The 20,393-nt window shown below is 62.7% G+C and carries 7 protein-coding genes (1 of these 7 running past the window's edge); 5 read left to right on the top strand and 2 right to left on the bottom strand.

Annotated features, from left to right (window positions below):
• Window positions 1-3 precede the first annotated feature (3 nt).
• The 5 genes from pvdN to HU719_RS21120 all read left to right on the top strand — a co-directional run bounded on the left by pvdN (window position 4) and on the right by HU719_RS21120 (window position 7,890).
• Complete coding sequence (gene pvdN / locus HU719_RS21140; RefSeq protein ID WP_186534461.1) at window positions 4-1,275, top strand: pyoverdine-tailoring periplasmic protein PvdN; 1,272 nt, start codon at window positions 4-6, stop codon at window positions 1,273-1,275.
• 13 nt (window positions 1,276-1,288) lie between these two features.
• Window positions 1,289-2,149, top strand: coding sequence for a formylglycine-generating enzyme family protein (locus HU719_RS21135; protein ID WP_186534460.1), 861 nt, complete (start codon window positions 1,289-1,291; stop codon window positions 2,147-2,149).
• Between the two features lie 112 nt (window positions 2,150-2,261).
• Window positions 2,262-3,596, top strand: a complete 1,335-nt coding sequence (locus HU719_RS21130) for a lysine N(6)-hydroxylase/L-ornithine N(5)-oxygenase family protein (protein WP_186534459.1) — start codon at window positions 2,262-2,264, stop codon at window positions 3,594-3,596.
• A gap of 17 nt (window positions 3,597-3,613) precedes the next feature.
• Window positions 3,614-5,263 carry a cyclic peptide export ABC transporter gene (locus HU719_RS21125; RefSeq protein ID WP_186534458.1) on the top strand — a complete coding sequence of 550 codons (1,650 nt, stop codon included), beginning with the start codon at window positions 3,614-3,616 and terminating at the stop codon, window positions 5,261-5,263.
• A 107-nt stretch (window positions 5,264-5,370) separates the two neighbouring features.
• Window positions 5,371-7,890, top strand: coding sequence for a TonB-dependent siderophore receptor (locus HU719_RS21120; protein WP_186534457.1), 2,520 nt, complete (start codon window positions 5,371-5,373; stop codon window positions 7,888-7,890).
• 66 nt (window positions 7,891-7,956) lie between these two features.
• Here HU719_RS21120 and HU719_RS21115 read toward each other — a convergent pair whose 3' ends face one another.
• Both HU719_RS21115 and HU719_RS21110 read right to left on the bottom strand, forming a co-directional pair.
• Window positions 7,957-8,910 carry an alpha/beta hydrolase gene (locus tag HU719_RS21115; protein ID WP_186534456.1) on the bottom strand — a complete coding sequence of 318 codons (954 nt, stop codon included), beginning with the start codon at window positions 8,908-8,910 and terminating at the stop codon, window positions 7,957-7,959.
• Window positions 8,911-9,007: 97 nt separating this feature from the next.
• Window positions 9,008-20,393 carry the 3' portion of a non-ribosomal peptide synthase/polyketide synthase gene (locus tag HU719_RS21110; RefSeq protein ID WP_217843725.1) on the bottom strand. The gene runs 4,835 nt beyond the window's last position, so 11,386 of the gene's 16,221 nt are visible here — the last part of the coding sequence; its start codon lies beyond the right edge, outside the window; it ends in the stop codon at window positions 9,008-9,010.

Raw genomic sequence — 20,393 nt, 5'->3', positions numbered from 1 at the left:
CCGATGAGCAACCGCCGCACCTTTCTCAAACAGGCCAGCGTACTGGCCGCAAGCCTGCCACTGCTGGCCCATGGGCAAACCCCTGCCAGCAAACCGCTGAGTGGTGCAGAGAAGTGGCGCAACCTGCGTGAACTGTTCCCGCTGGACCCAAGCATCGCCCACTTCGCCAACTTTCTGGTCACCGCTCACCCGCGCCCGGTGCAAGCGGCCATCGACCGCCACCGCGCCGACCTGGACCGCAACCCGGCGGCGCTGATGGACTGGGAAAGCCAGTACGAATGGCAGCGCGAAGACGAGGTGCGCGAGTGGGCCGGGCGCTACCTGGAAGTCGGTCCGCGGCAGATCGCGCTGACCGGCAGCACCACCGAGGGCCTGGCGCTGATCTACGGCGGCCTGCAAGTCGGCGCTGGCCAGGAAATTCTGGTCACCGAGCACGAGCATTATTCAGCGCAAAAGGCCCTGGCCTTCCGCACCCAGCGCCAAGGCACCGCAGTGCGCACCATCCGCCTGTTCGACGACCCCTGGACAGTGTCCACCGACCAGGTGCTGAGCACCTTGGACAAAGCCATCAAACCCCACACCCGGGTGCTGGGCATGACCTGGGTGCATTCGGGCAGCGGCGTCAAACTGCCGGTGGGCGAGATCGGCGAACTGGTGCGCCAGCACAACCGCAACCGCAGTGAAGCCGAGCGTATTCTGTATGTGGTCGACGGCGTGCACGGCTTTGGGGTCGAAAACGCCCGCTTTGCCGACTTCAAGTGCGACTACTTCATTGCCGGCACCCACAAATGGATGTTCGGCCCGCGCGGCACCGGCATCATCTGCGCGGCCTCGACCGGCATGGAACACCTTACGCCGACCATCGCCACGTTCTCCCGCGACGAAGACTTCGCCACCATCATGACCCCAGGCGGCTACCACGCCTTCGAGCACCGCTGGGCCGCAGGCGAAGCGTTCAAGCTGCACCTGCAACTGGGCAAGGCCGACGTGCAGCAGCGCATCCACCAACTCAACAGCCTGTTCAAGGAGCGCCTGAGCGAGCACCGGCAGATCCAGGTGGTGACGCCGCGCAGCGAACGCTACTCGGCAGGCTTCAGTTTCTTCCGTATCAAGGACCGTGACCCCGACGCCGTCGCCGCCCACCTCACCGCCAACAAGGTGATGTGCGATGCGGTGTACCGCGATGTCGGCCCGGTCATCCGCCTGGCGCCGAGCCTGCTCAACGATGAACAGCAGATCGACCGCGCCATGGCCCTGATCACCCAACAACTTTGAACAAGGCAGCATCATGAACGCACCGTTGTATCGACTGACCTTGGCCGCCGCAGTGGCCTTATGCAGCCTGCCAGCCCTGGCTGCACAACCTGCCGGCAAACCCGGCACCGTGTTTCGCGATTGCAGCAAGGCATGCCCGGAAATGGTCGTGCTGCCCGCCGGCACGTTCACCATGGGCACACCGGACGATGAAATGGGCCGCCAGGACGACGAAAGCCCGCAGCACCCGGTGACCTTCGCCAAGCCTTTTGCCATTAGCCGCTTCCAGGTGACTGCCGGGGAATGGGAGGCTTATCAGAAAGCGGCAGGCGTCACCCTCGCTGACGGCGACGAACGCCCCGGACGCCTCTGCCGCAATGGCAAGCCCAGTTACAAACAGGGCCCACGCCAACCCGCAGTGTGCATGAGCTATCACGACGCCGTGGACTACGCGGCATGGCTGTCGAAAACGACCGGGCAGCGCTACAGCCTGGTCAGCGAAGCCCAGCGCGAGTACGCAGCCCGCGCAGGTAGTACCGGCATGTTCCCATTTGAAGCCGACGCCAACTTCGAAATCAGCCAGCACGCCAACGTCTACGGCCCCAAGGACGGTTTCAGTTTCAGCTCTCCGGTGGGCAGTTTCCCGGCCAACGCCTTCGGCATGTACGACATGCACGGCAACGTCTACGAATGGGTTGCCGACTGTTACCACGACACCTACCAAGGCGCGCCCAGCGACGGCAGCGCCTGGATGCAAGGCGCTTGCGAGCGGGTGAGCATTCGCGGCAATGACTGGGGCGAAGCACCCATTTTCTCACGCTCGGGCAATCGCAATGAGGCCGACCCTGCCAACCGCGGCGACTGGATTGGGCTGCGCGTGGCCCGCGAACTTTGAGCGCCGTACGGCGGTAAATTCTGCCAACCCAGGCTCGTTCCTATCGGTGTACTTGCAGAGGACCGGGGGTGCCCCTACGGCGCCCCCACCCACCATCCAAGGAACCGCAACCATGAGCCAGACCTCTTCGCCCGATACCATCCACGACCTCATCGGGGTCGGCTTCGGCCCTTCCAACCTGGCGCTGGCAATCGCCTTGGAAGAGCTTGCCGAAACCAACGGCCACGCCCTCGACGCGCTGTTCATCGACAAGCAGACCGACTACCGCTGGCACGGCAACACCCTGGCCACCCAGAGCGAGCTGCAGATTTCCTTCCTCAAGGACCTGGTGTCGCTGCGCAACCCCACCAGCCCCTACAGTTTCGTCAACTACCTGCACCAGAAGCAGCGCCTGGCCGACTTCATCAACCTGGGCACCTTCTACCCGTGCCGCCTGGAGTTCAACGACTACCTGCGCTGGGCCGCCGACCATTTCGCCACCCAGGCGGTGTATGGCGAAGAAGTGCTGCGCATCGAGCCGGCACTCAACGATGGCAAGGTCGACCACCTGCGCCTGGTCTCGCGTGACCAGCAAGGCCGCGAATACACCCGCCGTGCCCGCTCCGTAGTAGTCGGCAGTGGCGGCACGCCGAAAATCCCAGAGGCGTTCCGCGCATTCAAGGATGACCCGCGGGTGTTCCACCACTCGCAATACCTGGCCGGCCTGCAAAAACTGCCGTGCACCCAGGGCAAGCCCATGCGCATTGCCGTCATCGGCTCGGGCCAGAGCGCCGCCGAAGCGTTCATCGACCTGAACGACAGTTTCCCGTCGGTGAAGGTCGACATGATCCTGCGCGCCTCGGCACTCAAGCCTGCCGACGACAGCCCGTTCGTCAACGAAATTTTCGCCCCTGAATACACCGACCTGGTGTTCAACCAGCCCCACGCCGAGCGGGCAAAGTTGGTCAACGAGTACCACAACACCAACTATTCGGTGGTCGACGTCGACCTGATCGAGCGCATCTACGGCATTCTGTATCGCCAGAAAGTCGCCCATCAGTATCGCCACCACGTGCTGTGCCGACGCGATATCGAACAAGTGGTCAACACTGCCGAAGGTATCGAGCTGACCCTGCGCGACCTGGCCACCGATGTGCGCCAGACCCACCGCTACGACGCCGTGATTCTGGCCACCGGCTACGAGCGCCGCTCGCACCGCGAGCTGCTGGCGCCGCTGCAACAGCACCTCAAGGACTTCGAGGTGGACCGCGACTACCGCGCCCTGGCCAGCCCCGAGTTCGCTGCCGGCGTTTACCTGCAAGGCTTCTGCGAGGCCTCCCACGGGCTTTCCGACACGCTGCTTTCGGTACTGCCGGCCCGCGCCCTGGAAATTGGCCAGTCGCTGTACCAGCACCTCGGCAACCAGGCCAGCAACGCCCCGACCGCCCTGCGCGCAACCAGCGCCTGACCACGGGAAACCTTTCGATGAGCAATCAACCCCGCGGCGCCATGCGCGAGCTGCTGGCGCTGCTGCGGCCGTTCTGGCCGGTGGTCGCCCTGTCGATAGTGCTGGGCATGGTCGGTGGCCTGAGTGTCACCGCCCTGCTGGCCACCATCAACAACGGCCTGCACAGCGACGGTGGCATGAGCCAGGGTTTGGTACTGGGCTTCGCGGGGCTGTGTGCCCTGGCGCTGCTCAGTACCATCCTGTCCGATATGGGTACTAACCATGTTGGCCAGAACATCATTGCCAAACTGCGTCGTGAACTGGGTGAGAAGGTGCTGGCAGCCCCGATCGAACAGATCGAGCGCTTCCGTACCCACCGGCTTATCCCGGTGTTGACCCACGATGTCGACACCATCAGCGACTTCGCCTTCGCCTTCGCGCCGCTGGCGATTTCACTGACGGTGACACTGGGTTGCATGGGCTACCTGGCAATGCTGTCCTGGCCGATGTTTCTGTTGATGCTGGCAGCCATCGTGATCGGCTGCAGCGCCCAGTTCATCGCTCAATCGCGGGGGCTGCGCGGTTTCGAGGCGGCGCGCGAAGCCGAGGACGAGCTGCAGAAGAACTATAGCGCCATCGCCGAAGGCGCCAAGGAACTGCGCATCCACCGCCCGCGGCGCAAGCGTATGTTCAACCAAGGCATCGTGGGCACCGCCAATTTCATCTGCAGCACCCAGGTCAAGGCAATCAATACCTTTGTGGTGGCCAAGGCCTTTGGCTCAATGCTGTTCTTCGTAGTCATTGGTCTGGCGTTGGCATTGCAGGCGTTCTGGCCGAGCAACGACAAAAGCGTGATGAGCGGTTTCGTGCTGGTGCTGCTGTACATGAAAGGCCCGCTGGAGCACCTGATCGGCACCCTGCCAATCGTGAGCAAGGCCCGGATCGCGTTTGCCCGTATTGCCGAGCTTTCGCAGCGGTTCTCATCGCCCGAGCCACACCTGGTGCTGGACGCCCCAGTGCAGACCGGACGCAGCATCCGAGAGCTGGAGCTGCGCGATGTGACCTACGCATTCCCGCCGGTCGGCGAGCAACTACCGTTTCGCCTGGGCCCAGTGAACCTGACGATCGCTCAAGGCGAAATCGTATTCATCGTTGGCGAAAATGGCTGCGGCAAGACCACGCTGATCAAGCTGCTGCTCGGGCTGTACGCACCGCAACAGGGAGTGATCCAGCTCGATGGCCAGGCCGTCGATCACGCCAGCCGCGACGACTATCGCCAACTGTTCACCACCATCTTTGCCGACTACTACCTGTTCGACGACGTTATCCAGGCCGACCAGGCGCTACCGGCACAAGCTGATCAGTATCTGCGCCGCCTGGAAATCGCCCACAAGGTCAGCGTGGAGAACGGACGCTTCAGCACCACCGACCTGTCGACCGGCCAGCGTAAGCGCCTGGCATTGGTCAACGCCTGGGTCGAGGGGCGCCCAGTGCTGGTGTTCGATGAATGGGCCGCCGACCAGGACCCGACGTTCCGCAGAGTGTTCTACACCGAACTGCTGCCCGATCTGCAACGCCTGGGCAAGACCATCATCGTGATCTCGCATGATGATCGTTACTTCGATTGCGCCGATCAGTTGGTGCGGATGGAGGCTGGCCAAGTCATCAGCGAACGCGTCAACGCCTGAGCCTGAACTAGAAACCGGAAATTCCTTTTCCGGTTTTTTTTCGCCTTGCGTCTCATAACCATAACCATTCGCAATTACCACAACACCTTTTTACAACAGGCAGTCACATGAGCCATTCACCAGCGCTGAAAAAACGGACCTTGTTACGCCCACCACAAGCACTTCTGGCCTTGAGTGCCGCATTGGTACTGGGCTACAGCGCCCAGTTGCAGGCCGCACCGCAAGCTTTCGACATTCCTGCGCAACCGCTACCTGGCGCATTGCAGGCAATCAGTAAAAGCACCAAGTTACAGTTCGTGTACAGCCCCGACATGCTCACCCACCTGCGCTCGCACGCGGTCAAGGGCACCTACGAGCCCGAGCAAGCCTTGGCTGAGATGGTTCGCGGTACCGGTATCAGCTACACGCTGGACGGCAACACGGTGATATTTTCAGTACCCTCCGATGCCGGCGAAGGGGCCATAAGCCTCGGCGCCACCTCGGTGAATGCCTCGGCCTTGGGCCAGACCACCGAAAACACCGGTTCCTACACAACCGGCGCCACCACGGTTGGCAGCAAGGTCGCCCAGTCGATCAAGGAAGTTCCGCACTCGGTAACGGTGGTGACCCGCCAGCGTATCGAAGACCAGAACCTCACGACCCTCAGTGATGCGTTGGACAAGACCACCGGCGTGACTTTGCAGAAGAACGGAGCCTCTGGCTCGTCTTTGGGCAACGACACCAACTTCTTTTCCCGTGGTTTTGCCGTTTCGAACATCCAGTTCGATGGCGGCGCACCAATGGACAGCACAATTTCCGGCTACGGCAAGGTCAGCCAGCTGGACCTCGCACAGTACGACCATGTCGAGTTCCTGCGTGGCGTTGACGGCCTGTATTCCGGCAGTGGCGACCCTGGCGGCACCATCAATCTGGTACGCAAGCGCGCCTTGGCCCACAACCAACTGAAGTTCTCTGCATCGGCTGGCAGTTGGGATACCTATCGCACCGAGATTGACGTTACCGGCCCGCTGACCGAGACCGGCAATGTGCGCGGCCGCGCCGGCGCCGCCTATCAAAGCAACGATTTCTTCTACGACACGGCCAACAACGAAAAACACCTGTTCTACGGGTCGCTGGAATTCGACTTGAGCCCGGACACCCTGCTGACCGTCGGTGCGAGCTACCAGGAGGGCGAAGGCGTGCCCAACTTCGGCGGCCTGCCGCGCTACAAGGACGGCACCGACATAGGCCTGTCGCGCAAGACGGCCTACCTGACCAATTGGGGTTCGTCGCTTGAGAAAACCAAGCAGGCTTATCTGAAGCTCGACCAGAATCTCGGCGAAGAATGGGTCTGGACTACTGACCTGACCTGGATGGACATGGACCGCGACGCCAACTCGCTGTTCGCCAACGGTGCGGTCGACCCTATCACCGGGGCAGGCACCAGCTGGTTGAACTACCCGGCCAAGACGGGGCTTGAGCGCAAAGGTATCAACAGCTACGTCAAAGGTGGCTTTGACCTGTTCGATCTGCACCATGATGTGCTGGTTGGCGGCGACTACTCACATTCGGACGGTTACACCGTGCAACGCTGGGGCTTGCTCAATTTCACCCCGGTGGATGTATTCAACCCAACCCAGCCGGCCGACCCAGGCACCACGCCAAACAAGACCCACGACAATACCACCGAAAAATACGGCTACTACGGCATGACCCGGCTGTCGTTGAACGACCGCACCAAGCTCATCCTTGGCGCCCGCGTAGCCACTTACAAGTACCGTGACACCGAAGTCTTCTTCGACGACTTTGGCAATGTTCTGGACAACCCAGCGCCCTACCACCGGGCGCTCAAGGAACAGGGTGTCACCACCCCATACGCCGGCCTGACCTACGACCTGACGCCAGAATGGACCGCCTATGTCAGTTATGCCGAGACCTACAAACCGCAGTTTCTGCAGGTAGCAGCTGACAACAAGACGCTTGACGCTGCCACCTCGAAAAACTACGAAGTCGGCATCAAGGGGCAGTTGTTCGACGACAGGATCAACACCAGCTTTGCAATCTATCGTATCGAGCAAGAGGGCGCTGCCATCCAGGATGCCCGCTACCCAGAGACGTTTGGCGCAACCAACTGCTGCTACCTGAACCAAGGTGAGGTCGTCAGTGAAGGGTTTGATGCCGAAATAAGCGGTGAGGTGCTGACCGGGCTCGATCTGTTCGCCGGCTACACCTACAACCACACGGTGGACAAGGCTTCGGACTCCAGCCGCGATATCTTCGCCTATGTCACCCCCAAACACCTGCTCAAAGTGTGGAGCACTTACAAACTGCCTGGCGAGCTGGACAAGTGGAAGCTCGGCCTTGGCGTCACCGCCCAGAGCAACAATGGCCGCAGCGGCACCATCAGGCCTTACAATCCGGTTACCGGCCAGTACGACGGTGCGGCCGAGGATTTCAAGTTTATCCAGGCCGGCTATGCCATCTGGAGCTCAAGCGTCGAGTACAAGATCGACGAGCACTGGGCCGCAGTGGTCAACGCCAACAACATCTTCGACAAAAAGTACTATCAGACCGTCGGCACCTCAGCCAACGGCAACTTCTATGGCGAACCGCGTAATTTCACCCTGACTGTTCGCGCCACCTACTAAGCGCACAAAAAAACGCCCCCGGACCAACATCGGTCCGGGGGCGTTTTTTTATGCCGCCGCTGCGGGTCAGAGCCGTTCAGCCAACCACTGCCCCAGGTGCGCATAGATGCCCTGCACTTCTGCAACCATACCGTGCATCCGCAAAAAGTCATGCGTCAGCCCTGCCTGCACCTGCAAGGTAGTTTGTGTGCCGCTGGCAGCCAGGCGCTCGGCCCAGGCTTGGCCTTCGTCGAACAGAGGGTCGTATTCGGCAAGCGACACCAGTGCCGGGGCCAGTGCACGCAGCCCTTCCAGGCGCAGCGGCGATACGCGCCAGTCGTCAGCAGCGGCAGGCGCGTAATGGCGGTAGAACCAATCCAGCGTAGCGGTTTCCAGCAGGTAACCTTCGCCATAGCGGGCATGCGATGCGCGTGTGGTGCTGGCCTCGGCTACCGGGTAGAACAATAGCTGTGCCTTAGGCCGCAACCGCTGTAGTTCAGGCTCGTGCACCGCAGCGATGGCCAGCACCGTGGCCAAAGTTGCGCCAACGCTGTCGCCCCCCACCGCCACCCGCTCGCTATCCAGGCCCAGCGTCACACCCTGCGCAGCCAGCCAGTTGGCGGTGTCCAGGCAGTCATGCACAGCCGCCGGAAACGGGTGCTCCGGCGCCAGCCGATAGGCCGGTGCGAGCACGGCAAAGTCGCCGGCCAGCGCCAGACGTCGACACACTACGTCATGGGAATCCAGGCTGCCGACCACATAGCCACCGCCGTGCAGATACAACAGCACCGGCTGCGCAGTGCTGGCGCCGTTCGGGCGACGGTACAGCCGTGCAGCGATACTGTGGCCATCGCGGCCCGGGATGCTCAAGGCTTGTATATCCACCGCCTGCGGCGGGCTGGCATCAAGTATTTGCGATGCGTTTTCAAATTCCACGCGAGCCTGCACCACATCCAGCGCATGCATGGGTTTGCTTTTGCCGGTCAGGCGGCCAAGTTCGACGAGCTCCAGAAAGCCCGCCAGATCAGGATGCAATGGCATCGGATAAATCCTTGCTGAGGATGACTCTGTGTAGACGAACAAGCCGTACGCCAATAAAGCAAAAGGCCGGTTCCCATCCAGGAACCGGCTCTCGCCATCAGCCGTCGACGTTCTGCGCCAGCTTCAGCTGGCCCACCAAGGCGTGCAACAACGTCTCGCTGCGCAGAATCTGATAATGGGAAACCCCATTTATCACCTGCGATTGCCTCACAGCGCCCAAAGCCTGCTCGAATTCAGCGATCTGCACGCTGTCCTGGCCCTCGGCCCACCACAGGCGCACCGAGCAGTCCAGGGTTGGCATGGTTTGCAAGCGCTCGGCCAACACTTTGAGGCGCATCGCCACAACGAAGGTATGAGCCAACTCGTCTGCCGCAAAGCCTGCATGGCCGGCTGCACCGTGCATTGCCTGGAGCCTCTCGATGAGCGCCTGCAAAGCCGCGACATCCCCCTCGGCCACGGCATCCAGCGCGGGCAACGCGTCGGCATGGCAGTCGAAGACAACCGCCAGGTAGCCCGGCAAGTCTTCCTGCCAACCGCCGGCAGAACGATCAATGCCGGCCTGCGGCACGAAACTGTCCACCAGCCCCACCAATGCCACCTGCTGACCCTGGTCGCGCAGCTCGCGAGCGACCAATGCCGCCAGCGTACCGCCAAGCGACCATCCGAGCAGGTGATACGGCCCTTCGGCCTGTTTCTGGCGGATGTACTGGGCATAATCGATGGCCATCGACTGCAGGCAGTCATCGTTCCATCCGCGGTCAAGCAACATGCGGCATTGCACGCCATAGACACTGCGCGCCCCTTCAAGGCGGCGGGCCAGCGGCTCGTAGTCGAATACCGTGCCAAACCCTGCATGCAAGCAGAACAACGGCGCCACACCCGGTACGCGCGCATTGAGCAACAACAGTGGGTCCAGGCTGTCAGGCCCGGCCTGATAGCCTGACAACTCGGCGATGGTCGGCTTGCCGATGATGTCGCGCAATTTCAGGTCCAGCCCCAACTGCGGTTCGCCGCGAACTTTGCCCAACACTTTGAGAATCCGCAGCGAGTCGCCGCCGATCTCGAAGAAGTTATCGCTGACCCCCACCTGATCCAGTTCCAACACCTCCTGCCAGATCTGCACCAGACGACGCTCCACCGCATTGCGCGGTGCCACATAGCTGCGGCCTTGGAAGTCCGGCTCCGGCAGTGCCTTGCGGTCTAGCTTGCCGTTGGGGCTCAGCGGCAACGCTGCCAACACCACCACGTGTGCGGGCACCATATAGTCCGGCAACTCCTGGGCCAGCGCTCGGCGCAGTTGCTCGCCCAGTCCGTCCTGCGCATCGGCTACCACATAACCCACCAATTGCTTGCCAGCGCCGCCGTCTCGGGCGATTACCAGCGATTCACGTATGCCAGGCTGCGCTGCCAGGCGTGCTTCGATCTCGCCTAGTTCGATCCGGAAGCCGCGCACCTTCACCTGATGATCCAGACGGCCCAGGTAGTCAACGATACCGTCGGCACGACGGCGCACCAAGTCGCCGCTGCGATACAGACGCCCGCCATCAGCGCTGAACGGGTCGGCGACGAACCGCTCGGCGGTCAGCCCGGCGCGACGGTGATAGCCCCGCGCCAGCTCATAGCCGCCAATGTACAGTTCACCGGCCACGCCGTCGGGCACAGGGTTCAACTGCGCATCGAGAATGTGCAGGCTGCGTGCCCCTACTGCACTACCAATCGGGGCATAGGCTGCCTCGCAGCTTGCATCGGCGCCGGCGTTCCACAGCAACGGGGTAACCACCGTCTCGGTCGGCCCATAGCCATTGGTGAACTGGCGTGGGCGCAAGGTGCGCTTGACCAATTCGAAGTTGCTGTTGGCCACGGCATCGCCACCAAAGCAGTAGGTATCCACCGGAGGTGGGTTTTCACGGCCTTGGCCATACTCGGCAAGCTGTTGCAGGTAGGCAGGTGGGAAGCAGGCGATGGTAATGCCGTGCTCGTGCAGCGCATTCCAGGTTTCCTCTGCGGTCCACAAGCGTTCATCCCGCAGCACCAGACGCCCGCCCGCAGCAAGGGTCGACAACCAGCGTTCCTGGGCGCCATCGAAGGCGAACGACATGAACAACAGCTCGCGCGTCATGCAGTCCATACCGTAACGGGCGATGATTGCCTCACAGTGCTGGGTGATCGGGCCGTGGCTGACCGCCACCCCCTTTGGCACACCGGTGGAGCCAGAGGTGTAGATAAGGTAGGCAAGCTGCTCGGCGTGCACCGCTGGCGTCACGGCAAGGCCTGGCGCCTGCGAATCGATATCTTCGATATACAGCCGCAGTGCACCTTCGACCTGCGGTAGCCGCTGAGCCAACGCACGCTGCGTGAGCAGGATGCTCATGCCCGAATCCTGCATGATCCACTGCAAGCGCTCACTCGGGTAGCTGATATCCAGCGGCACGAAGGCGGCGCCCGCCTTCAGTACTGCATACAGCGCAACCACGCTCTCGACCGAACGCTCCAGCGCCACGCCGACGAACGTTTCAGGCCCCGCGCCAAGTGCCAGCAGGCGAGCTGCCAGCTGGTTGGCACGCAGTTCAAGCTGCGCGTAGGTAAGTTGTGTGCCCGCGCAGGCCACCGCCACCGCATCTGCCTGCTCGAAAGCATGCCTGGCGATGCGTTGCGCGACCAGCTGGGTCGGCGCCTGGGCCTTTTCCGGCTGGGCGTCGCACGCATGCAGCGCAGCCATGGCGCCAATAGCGCGCTCGCCGGGCTGCAGCAAGCCCTGCAGCAATGCCTCGAAGTCTGCGCGAAGCTGCGTCACCGCCTCGACGGTAAAGCGGTTGCGCAGATACAGGAACTCCACCTCGAAGGTATCACCCAGCTTGATTGCAAGGTCCATGGCAAAGTTGGTCACATCACGCGACTGCACCTTGCCAAAACGCGGCCCCGTGGCGTCAGGCTGTTGCAAGCGCTCATCCACGGGGTAGTTCTCGAACACCAGAATGCTGTCGAACAGCGCCTGCCCGCCCTGCCCCGACCAGCGCTGGATATCGGCCAGTGATGCGTGCTCGTGGTCACGCACTTCCAGGTTGTGCGCTTGCAACGCCTGCAGCCACTGACTGACCTGAACCTGAGGCTCGGGCCGATGGATGATAGGCAAGGTGTTGATGAATAGCCCCAGCATCTCGTCAGCGCCCGGCAAGCCCGCAGGGCGTCCGGCAACAGTGGCGCCAAAGCAGACAGTCTGCTGCCCGGTATAACGCTGCAACAGCAACAGCCATGCCGCCTGTACCAACGTGTTGCTGGTCACCCGAAGGGCCTGTGCGCGTTCACGCAACGCAGCAGTGCGCGTCGCATCCCAGCGCAGGTAGAGCGCATCATGGCCCGGCACGTGCGGCTCGGGCTTGGGGTGGAGCGCATCTGCCAGGCTAGTCGGCCCCTCGCACAATGCCAGGCGCGCCTTCCAGAACTGCTCAAGGACCTGTTGCGGCTGCGCTTGCAGCCAGGCGATGTAGTCGCCGTAACGGCCGCGCTTGGCAGGCAGCGGTCGGCCAGCATAGAGTTCAAGCACCTCGCCAAACAGTCGCGAACTGCTCCAGCCATCCATCAGGATATGGTGGCTGGTCCAGATCAAGTGATGGCGCGTTTCGTCCAGACGGACCAACGTCAGGCGCATCAACGGCGGTGCCAGCCAGTCGAAGCCCCGCGTGCAGTCAGCCTGCACCAGGCTGTCGATGGCGTCGGCGGCCATACTGCGCCCCCGCCAGTCAAGCACCTCGACGGTCAGCGGCGCGCGCCGCTTGACCACTTGCAGGGGCTGGCTTAGCTCCGGGCTGGTCCAGAACGCGCTGCGCAAAATCTCGTGACGCTCGACAACCTGCTGCCAGGCGGCCACAAAACGCGCGCTGTCAAGATGCTCCACTGGCACGCTGAGCTGGTTGACGTACAGGCTGTTACCCGCCGCCTCCAAGCTGTGGAAGAGAATGCCTTGCTGCATCGGCGACATCGGGTAGACATCTTCGATGTCCCGTGGAGGGAACGGCAATGTGCGCAACTGGCTGCCGACAAGGCCGCTATTGGTGAAGTCACTGGCACTGACTCCGCCGCTGGAGGGCAGCAGGCAGTGCTCCACCAGCGCCGTCAGCGTGGTCACATAGGCCTCTGCCAGGCGCTCGATGGTGCAGGCATCGAACATTTCCCCACTGAAGCTCCAGGCAAGGCCCAGTTCACCGTCGAAAACCTGGCTGTTGATGGTCAGCCAGTTATCCAGTGGCGCATGCGCCGACTGCTCCTGGCCCTTGTCTTCGGCAACCGGCAGGAACAGTGCCTGCTCGGCATCGAAGCTTGCATCGAACTGGCCCAAATAGTTGAAGGTGATGCGCGGCACCGGCATCGCCGCCAATGCGTCGCGCGTCGCATCGTCGCCGAGGAAGCGCAGCAAGCCATGGCCGATGCCTTTGTCCGGGATTGCGCGAAGCTGTTCCTTGATCGCCAGAACGCTGTCACCTGGTTCCTGCGCCGGGGTTAGTTTTACCGGATACAAGCTGGTGAACCAACCCACCGTGCGGGTCAGGTCGATATCATCGAACAGCGCCTCGCGACCATGCCCTTCCAACTGCACAAGGGCCGAAGACTCACCGGTCCATTGGCTGATCACTTGAGCCAATGCAGTCAGCAGCAGGTCGTTGACCTGGGTGCGATAGGCCGCGGGAGCCTCCTGCAACAGCTGTCGGGTCCGCGCAGGGTCCAGGCGTACATGCACAGTCTGCGCATGCCGGTTTTCTCCTTGGGCTACCAAGCGGTCGCGTGGCAACTCGCCAACCACCCCATCGAGCTGGGCCAACCAGTAATCACGTTCAGCCAGCAGCCGCTCACCGCGGGCCTGGGCCTGAAGCCGCTCGGCCCAAAGCTGAATCGAGCTGGTTCGCGCAGGCAGCGCCTGGCCATGATAAGCCAGCTGCAGGTCCTCGAAGAGGATTCGCCATGACACCCCATCCACCGCCAGATGGTGGATGACCAGCAACAACCGCTGCTCGCCGTCGGCAAAACTGGCCAGTACTGCGCGCAACAGCGGGCCATTGGCCAGGTCCAGGCTCCGTTGCGCCTGTTCGGCAACTGCGGCCAGTGCTTCGGACGACTCCAGCTCAACCTGCCAGAGCACGTCCTCGTCAGCGGCGCCGGCAAAATCGGCTTGCCAGGCGCCATCAGTGGTACTGAAGCGCAACCGCAGGGCATCGTGGTGCGCAAGGACCGTACCCAGCGCCCGGCGCAATTGCACGCCATCCAGCGCGTGGACCGGTTTAAGCAATACCGACTGGTTCCAGTGCTGGCGCTCGGGAATATCACTGGCGAAGAACACCTGGTGCACGGGTAGCAGGGTCAGCGCCCCGCTGGCAGGCCCCTGAACCGCGGGTTCGGGCGCATCGCCTAATTGCACCACGCTTGCCAGAGCCTGCACCGTCTGCTGCTGGAACAGCTGTTTGGGGGTAAAGCGGATGCCTGCCTGGCGGGCACGACTGACCAACTGAATGGACACGATGGAGTCGCCGCCCAATTCAAAGAAGTTGTCGTTCAAACCTACCTGATCGACTTTGAGCACATCCTGCCAAAGCTCTGCGAGGCGTTGTTCCAGTGCATTGCGTGGCGCTTCATAAGCCTGCGCTGCAGGCTGGCAGTCCGGCAGTGGCAGCGCCTTGCGGTCAAGCTTGCCGTTGCTGGTCAGCGGCAAGGCTTCAAGGAACACTAAATGCCCAGGGACCATGTACGCCGGCAACTGCTCCAGCAGCGCACTGCGCAGATTGTCGCGCAGCACGTTCAGTTCGCAGTGCTGCTGTGCCACTACATAGGCCACCAGTTGCTGGCCCTGTTCCAACGGCTGAGCCACCACCAAGGCATCGCGCACCTCGGCCTGGCGGTTTAGGCAAGCTTCGATTTCGCCCAGTTCGATACGCAAGCCGCGCACCTTGACCTGATGGTCGATACGCCCGGCATACTCAATCACACCGTCGGCACGTTGACGTGCCAGGTCACCGGTGCGGTACAGGCGGCTGCCTGGCGCGCCGAAGGGGTTGGGCAGGAACCGCTCAGCGGTCAAACCGGGGCGTCGGTGGTAACCACGGGCCAAGGATTGGCCTGCAACGAACAGCTCCGCGACCACGCCCGGCACCACCGGCTGCAGCGACGTATCCAACAACCACAACTGCACGTTGGACAGCGGCCGGCCTATAGGCGTGACCAGGCCGTCCGCGGCGCTGCCCAGCTCATGAATGCTGCTGTCGATAGTTGCCTCGGTGGGGCCATACAGGTTGTACAAGCGGCCCTGCCAACGGCTGCGCAGTTGCTCGACCAACGTCGCTGGCAACGCTTCGCCGCCCATGTACAGCTGGCGGAGCCCTTGCAGTTGAGCGGCATCGGCATGAGGCAACAAGGCCTGAAGCAGCGACGGGGCCATCTGCAACACGCTGATACCCTGCTCGGCGACGATCGACCACAGTTGCGTCAGATCATCGTTGAGCCCAGGCGCCGCCATGACCAACTGCGCACCATCAATCAGCGCAGCCCAAAACTCCCACACCGAAGCGTCGAAACTGTAGGCCGTCTTTTGCAGCACCCGGTCATCGGGTTGTAGCGCCAATTGCCCACGCATCCACAGCATGTGGTTGGTCAGGCCGCCATGGCGCAGGCCAACACCTTTAGGCTGGCCGGTGGAACCTGAGGTGTAGATCACATACGCCAGGTTTTCATCATTGACCGGCACATCTGGGTCGTGTGCCGGCTGCGCGCTGCATTCATCCGCCAGGTCCAACACCTGCAGGCCGGCGAGGGACGGCAGGCGCTCATGCAGATGAGCCTGGGTAAGCAGCAGGTTCAGCCCACTGTCCTCGATCATGTAGGCAAGCCGCTCGCGCGGATAAGCCGGGTCCAGCGGCACGTAGCCTGCGCCGGCCTTGAGCACGGCCAGCAATCCGATGACCAACTCCAGGCTGCGCTCGGCGGCGACCCCGACCAGTTGGTCGCGTCCAAGGCCGGCAGCCAGCAGACGATGGGCAAGGCGATTGGCACGGGCCTCCAGCTCGGCGTAGCTCAGCTGTTCGGCGCCGGCGCGAACCGCCACCGCATCCGGTGTACGCAGGGCTTGCTCCTGCACCAGCCGGTGTACCGGCTGAGCCTGCTCAAACCGCACATCGCTGGCATTCCACTGCGTCAGTTGCAGACGTTCCTGGGTTTGCAGCACAGCCAACTGCCCGACGTAGCGCTGGGCATCCTCGGCGAGAGCCAGCAGCAGGGTTTGCAGGTGCCTGTCGATCTGCTGCAACTGGGCATCGCTGAAGCGGGCAGCGTCGTAACTGAAGTGCAACTCCAGGCATTCGCCCAGGTTGACCGCCACGGTCAGCGGATAGTTGGTCTGCTCGTGATGAACAATCGCGCCGAAGCGCACAGTCTGCGGTGAGGCCTCTTGCAGCGCCTCGGCAACCGGGTAGTTCTCGAATACCAACAGGGTGTCAAACAACGCCTCGCCACGTTGGCCGGCCCAACTCTGGATGTCGGCAAGCGGTGTGTGCTCCTGCTCACGCAGCGCCAGGTTCTGCTCTTGCAAGGCCTGTAGCCACCCGCCGACGGGTTGCTCCGGCACTGGGCCGGCAATGACCGGCAAGGTATTGATGAACAGGCCCACCTGCTGCTCGATGTTGTCGAGCTCAGCCGGGCGCCCCGCGACCGTGGCGCCGAAACAAACCGTGGGTTGGCCGGTGTAACGCTGCAGCAGGAGCAACCAGGCGGCCTGCACCAGGGTGTTGACAGTAATCTTCTGCTGCCGGGCGAACTCACCGAGCCGCGCGGTCTGCTGGTGGTCCAGGCCGCTGTGAAGATGCTGCTGGCCAGCCTTGGGCTGCGTCGGAGCCGGCAGTGCCGTAGCCAGTTGCGTCGGCGCCTGCAACGTAACCAATTGCTCGCGCCAGAAGCGCTGGCTGGCTTCAACATCACGTTCCTGCAACCAGGCAATGTAGTCACGGAAGCGCCCACTGCCCAGTTGCGGGCGTTGGCCATTGTAGCGCTGCAGTACTTCGCCAAGCAGTTGGGAGTTGCTCCAGCCATCGAGCAGCAGATGGTGATGGGTGTAGATCAGCTGATAACTGCTTTCGCCCAGCCGCACCAGCACAATACGCAGAAGCGGCGCGCAAGCGAGTTCGGTACAGCATGCCAGCTCGCTGGCAGCGAGGGTATTCAGAGCAGTTTCAGGGTCGCTTTGCTGGCGCCAGTCGAGCAACTGGAATGGCAGCCTGGCGGAGCGGTAGACCACTTGCAGGGGGCGTTCCACTGCGCCCTGCCAGATGAACCCACTGCGCAGGATGTCGTGGCCATCGATGGCAGCTTGCCACGCCTGGGCAAAGCGCTCGGGCTCCAGGCCCTCCACGTCCAGGCGCATCTGATTGACGTACTCGCTGGCCCGCTGCTCGAACAGTGTGTGGAACAGCATGCCCTGCTGCATCGGTGATAGCGGGTAGATATCCTCCACCGCATCAGGCACGAGGCCAAGGTTGTCCAATTGCGTCTGGCCCAACGCAGCCAGCGGGAAGTCCGACGGCGTGAAGCCCTGCGCGCCCTCTTCAAGGCAGTGGCCAACCAGCTGCGCCAGTGCAACTTCGTAAGCCCGTGCCAACCGTTCGATGGTGGCAGGAGCGAACATCGCCTGGCTGAAGGTCCAGCTCAGGCTCAACTCGCCGTCATACACCCGGCCATCGACCATCAACCAGTTACCCAAAGGCGCCTCGGCGCTCTGATCCTGGCCGGCGGCCTCGCCAGCCGGGCGCAGCAGCGCATCCGGCTGATCGAAGCTTGCGTCGAACTGGCCGAGGTAGTTGAAAGTAATGCGCGCAGCAGGCTGCTCGGCCAGTCGTGCCCTCAGCGACGGCTCGCCCAGATGACGCAGTAGGCCATAACCCAGCCCCTTGTCCGGGACTGCGCGCAGTTGCTCCTTGATCGTCTTGATGGTGGCAGCCGGGTCATGCGCCGGGCTCAGGCTGACCGGATAGAGGCTAGTGAACCAGCCAACGGTACGGGTCAGGTCGATGTCATCGAACAATGCCTCACGGCCATGACCCTCAAGCTGGATACGCACGGCAGCATCCCCAGTCCAGGCGCTGATCACCTGTGCCAGAGCAGCCAGCAGCAGGTCATTGACCTGGGTGCGATAGGCCGCCGGGGCCTGTTGCAGCAATTGCCGAGTGAGGGTCTTGTCAAAGTGGCTGTTGATACTACTGGCATCGCGATTGAGCGCCTGCTGCACCGGTACGTCACGGGGCAGTTCGCCGGCGCCGTTGGCACCCGCAGCCAGCCAGTAGTCGGCCTGCTTCAGCAGCGCAGGGTTGCTGGCGTGCAGATGCAGGCGCTTGGCCCAAGCCTGCAGCGAGCTGGTCTTGGCCGGTAATGGCAACCCGTTGTAGGCGTGCTGCAGGTCCTCGAACAGAATGCGCCAGGACACCCCGTCCACGGCCAGGTGATGGATCACCAGCAGCAGACGTTGCTCGCCGCCGGGCAACTCGGCCAGCACGGCGCGCAGCAGTGGGCCCTGCGCAAGGTCGAGGCTGGCCTGAGCCCGCTGGCCCAAGGCCTGCAATGCCTCCACGTCTGGGATTGCCTGGTGCCACAACAACGACGTGCCCGCCTGGGGCGCAGCAAAGCTGGCCTGCCAATTACCATGGTCCTCGGTGAAGCGCAGGCGTAACGCATCATGCTGTTCCAGCAGACGCTGCAAGGCGGCCTCAAGGCGTGCGCCATCAAGGGGCTGCACCGGTTTGAGCAGCACCGACTGGTTCCAATGATGGCGTTCAGGAATGGCGCTGGCGAAGAAGTGCTGGTGAATGGGCAGCAATGTCAGCGCACCCTGCACCGGCCCTTGATCGATTGCCGGGCCACCCTCCTCTAGCCGGGCGACTGCCGCCAACCCCTGCACGGTTTGGTGCTGGAACAGCTGTTTGGGGGTGAAGCGGATACCCTCTTGGCGCGCCCGACTGACCACCTGCATGGACACGATGGAGTCACCGCCCAACTCGAAGAAGTTGTCGGTAAGACCAATCTGTTCGCGTTTGAGCACGTCTTGCCAGATCGCCGCGATGCGCTGCTCCAGCGGGCTATACGGCTTGAGGTAGAGCGGTTGTTCAGACAGCTGTGGCGCAGGTAGCGCCTTGCGGTCCAGTTTGCCATTGGGGGTCAATGGCAGGGCGTCGAGTAGTATCAGGTGCGTCGGCACCATGTACTCGGGCAACACAGCCCGCAGCCGCGCCCGCAGGGTGTCGCGCAACGCTGCCGAGTCAGTGGGTGGGGTATGGCTCACCACATAGCCGACCAATTGCTGGCCATTGGCGCCCTCCACTGCCAGTAGCACGCCTTCGCGCACCTCCGGTTGCTGCAGCAAGCGCGATTCGATTTCACCCAATTCGATACGGAAGCCGCGAATCTTCACCTGGTGATCGATGCGCCCGACATATTCGATGGCACCATCAGCGCCATAGCGTGTGAGGTCGCCCGTGCGGTACAAGCGCGAACCATCGGCGCCAAACGGGTCGGGCACAAAACGCTCGGCACTAAGGCCAGGCCGCAGCAGATAGCCACGGGTGACGCCGTCCCCCGCCAGGTACAGTTCACCTGCCGCGCCCTGAGGGACTGGTTGCAACTGGCCATCCAGGATGTACGCACGAGTATTGTGCAGCGGTCGGCCAATATTGGCGGTGCCACCCGCTTCGCGCCGGGTCCAGGTGGAATACGTGGTGTCTTCCGAAGGCCCGTACAAGTCGTAGACGTGCTGCACGCTGCTCGACTGGTACAGCGCATCGACCAGCCCTTGCTTGAGCGGCTCGCCCGCCATGTTGATGATTCGCACCGAAGACGGGATCTGCCCGCTGCGCTGCAGCGCAAGCACCGCCGACGGCACACTGTTGATCAACCTGACTTCATCACGTGCTGCCAGCTCCGGGAGCTCCAGGGCGTTACGCGCCAGCACCAGTGAACCGCCATTGCCCAGCGTGACGAACAGCTCCCATACCGACAGGTCGAAGCACACCGAAGTGCTAGCCAGCACGCCCTGAATGTCGGCCTGGCTGTAGACCTGGCGGCTCCAGTGGCTGAGCGCCAATACGTTGCGGTGGGCGATCGCCACGCCTTTTGGCTTGCCAGTAGAGCCGGAGGTGTAGATCACGTACGCCAGGTTATCAACCAGCGCACGCGGTGGCAGATCAATATCATCGAAATGCTCAAGACCAACGCCATCGTTGCCGACCAGCAGCACGCGCGCCTGGCTGGCGGGCAGTTCGCCTGCCAATTGTGCCTGCGTCAACAGCAGGCATGCCTGGCTGTCCTGCAGCATGTAGGCCAGTCGTTCGCCGGGGTAGTCGGGGTCCAGCGGCACATAAGTGCCGCCTGCCTTGAGCACAGCCAGCAATGCCACCAGCAGCTCGGCACTACGCTGCATGCACACGCCAACCCGTACTTCCGGGCCAACGCCCTGTGCCACC

This window comes from Pseudomonas farsensis, assembly GCF_014268805.2.
Taxonomy (GTDB): Bacteria; Pseudomonadota; Gammaproteobacteria; order Pseudomonadales; family Pseudomonadaceae; genus Aquipseudomonas; species Aquipseudomonas farsensis.
The sequence above is the reverse complement of the archived record's forward strand: the minus strand, read 5'-3'. Positions and strand labels throughout refer to the sequence as shown.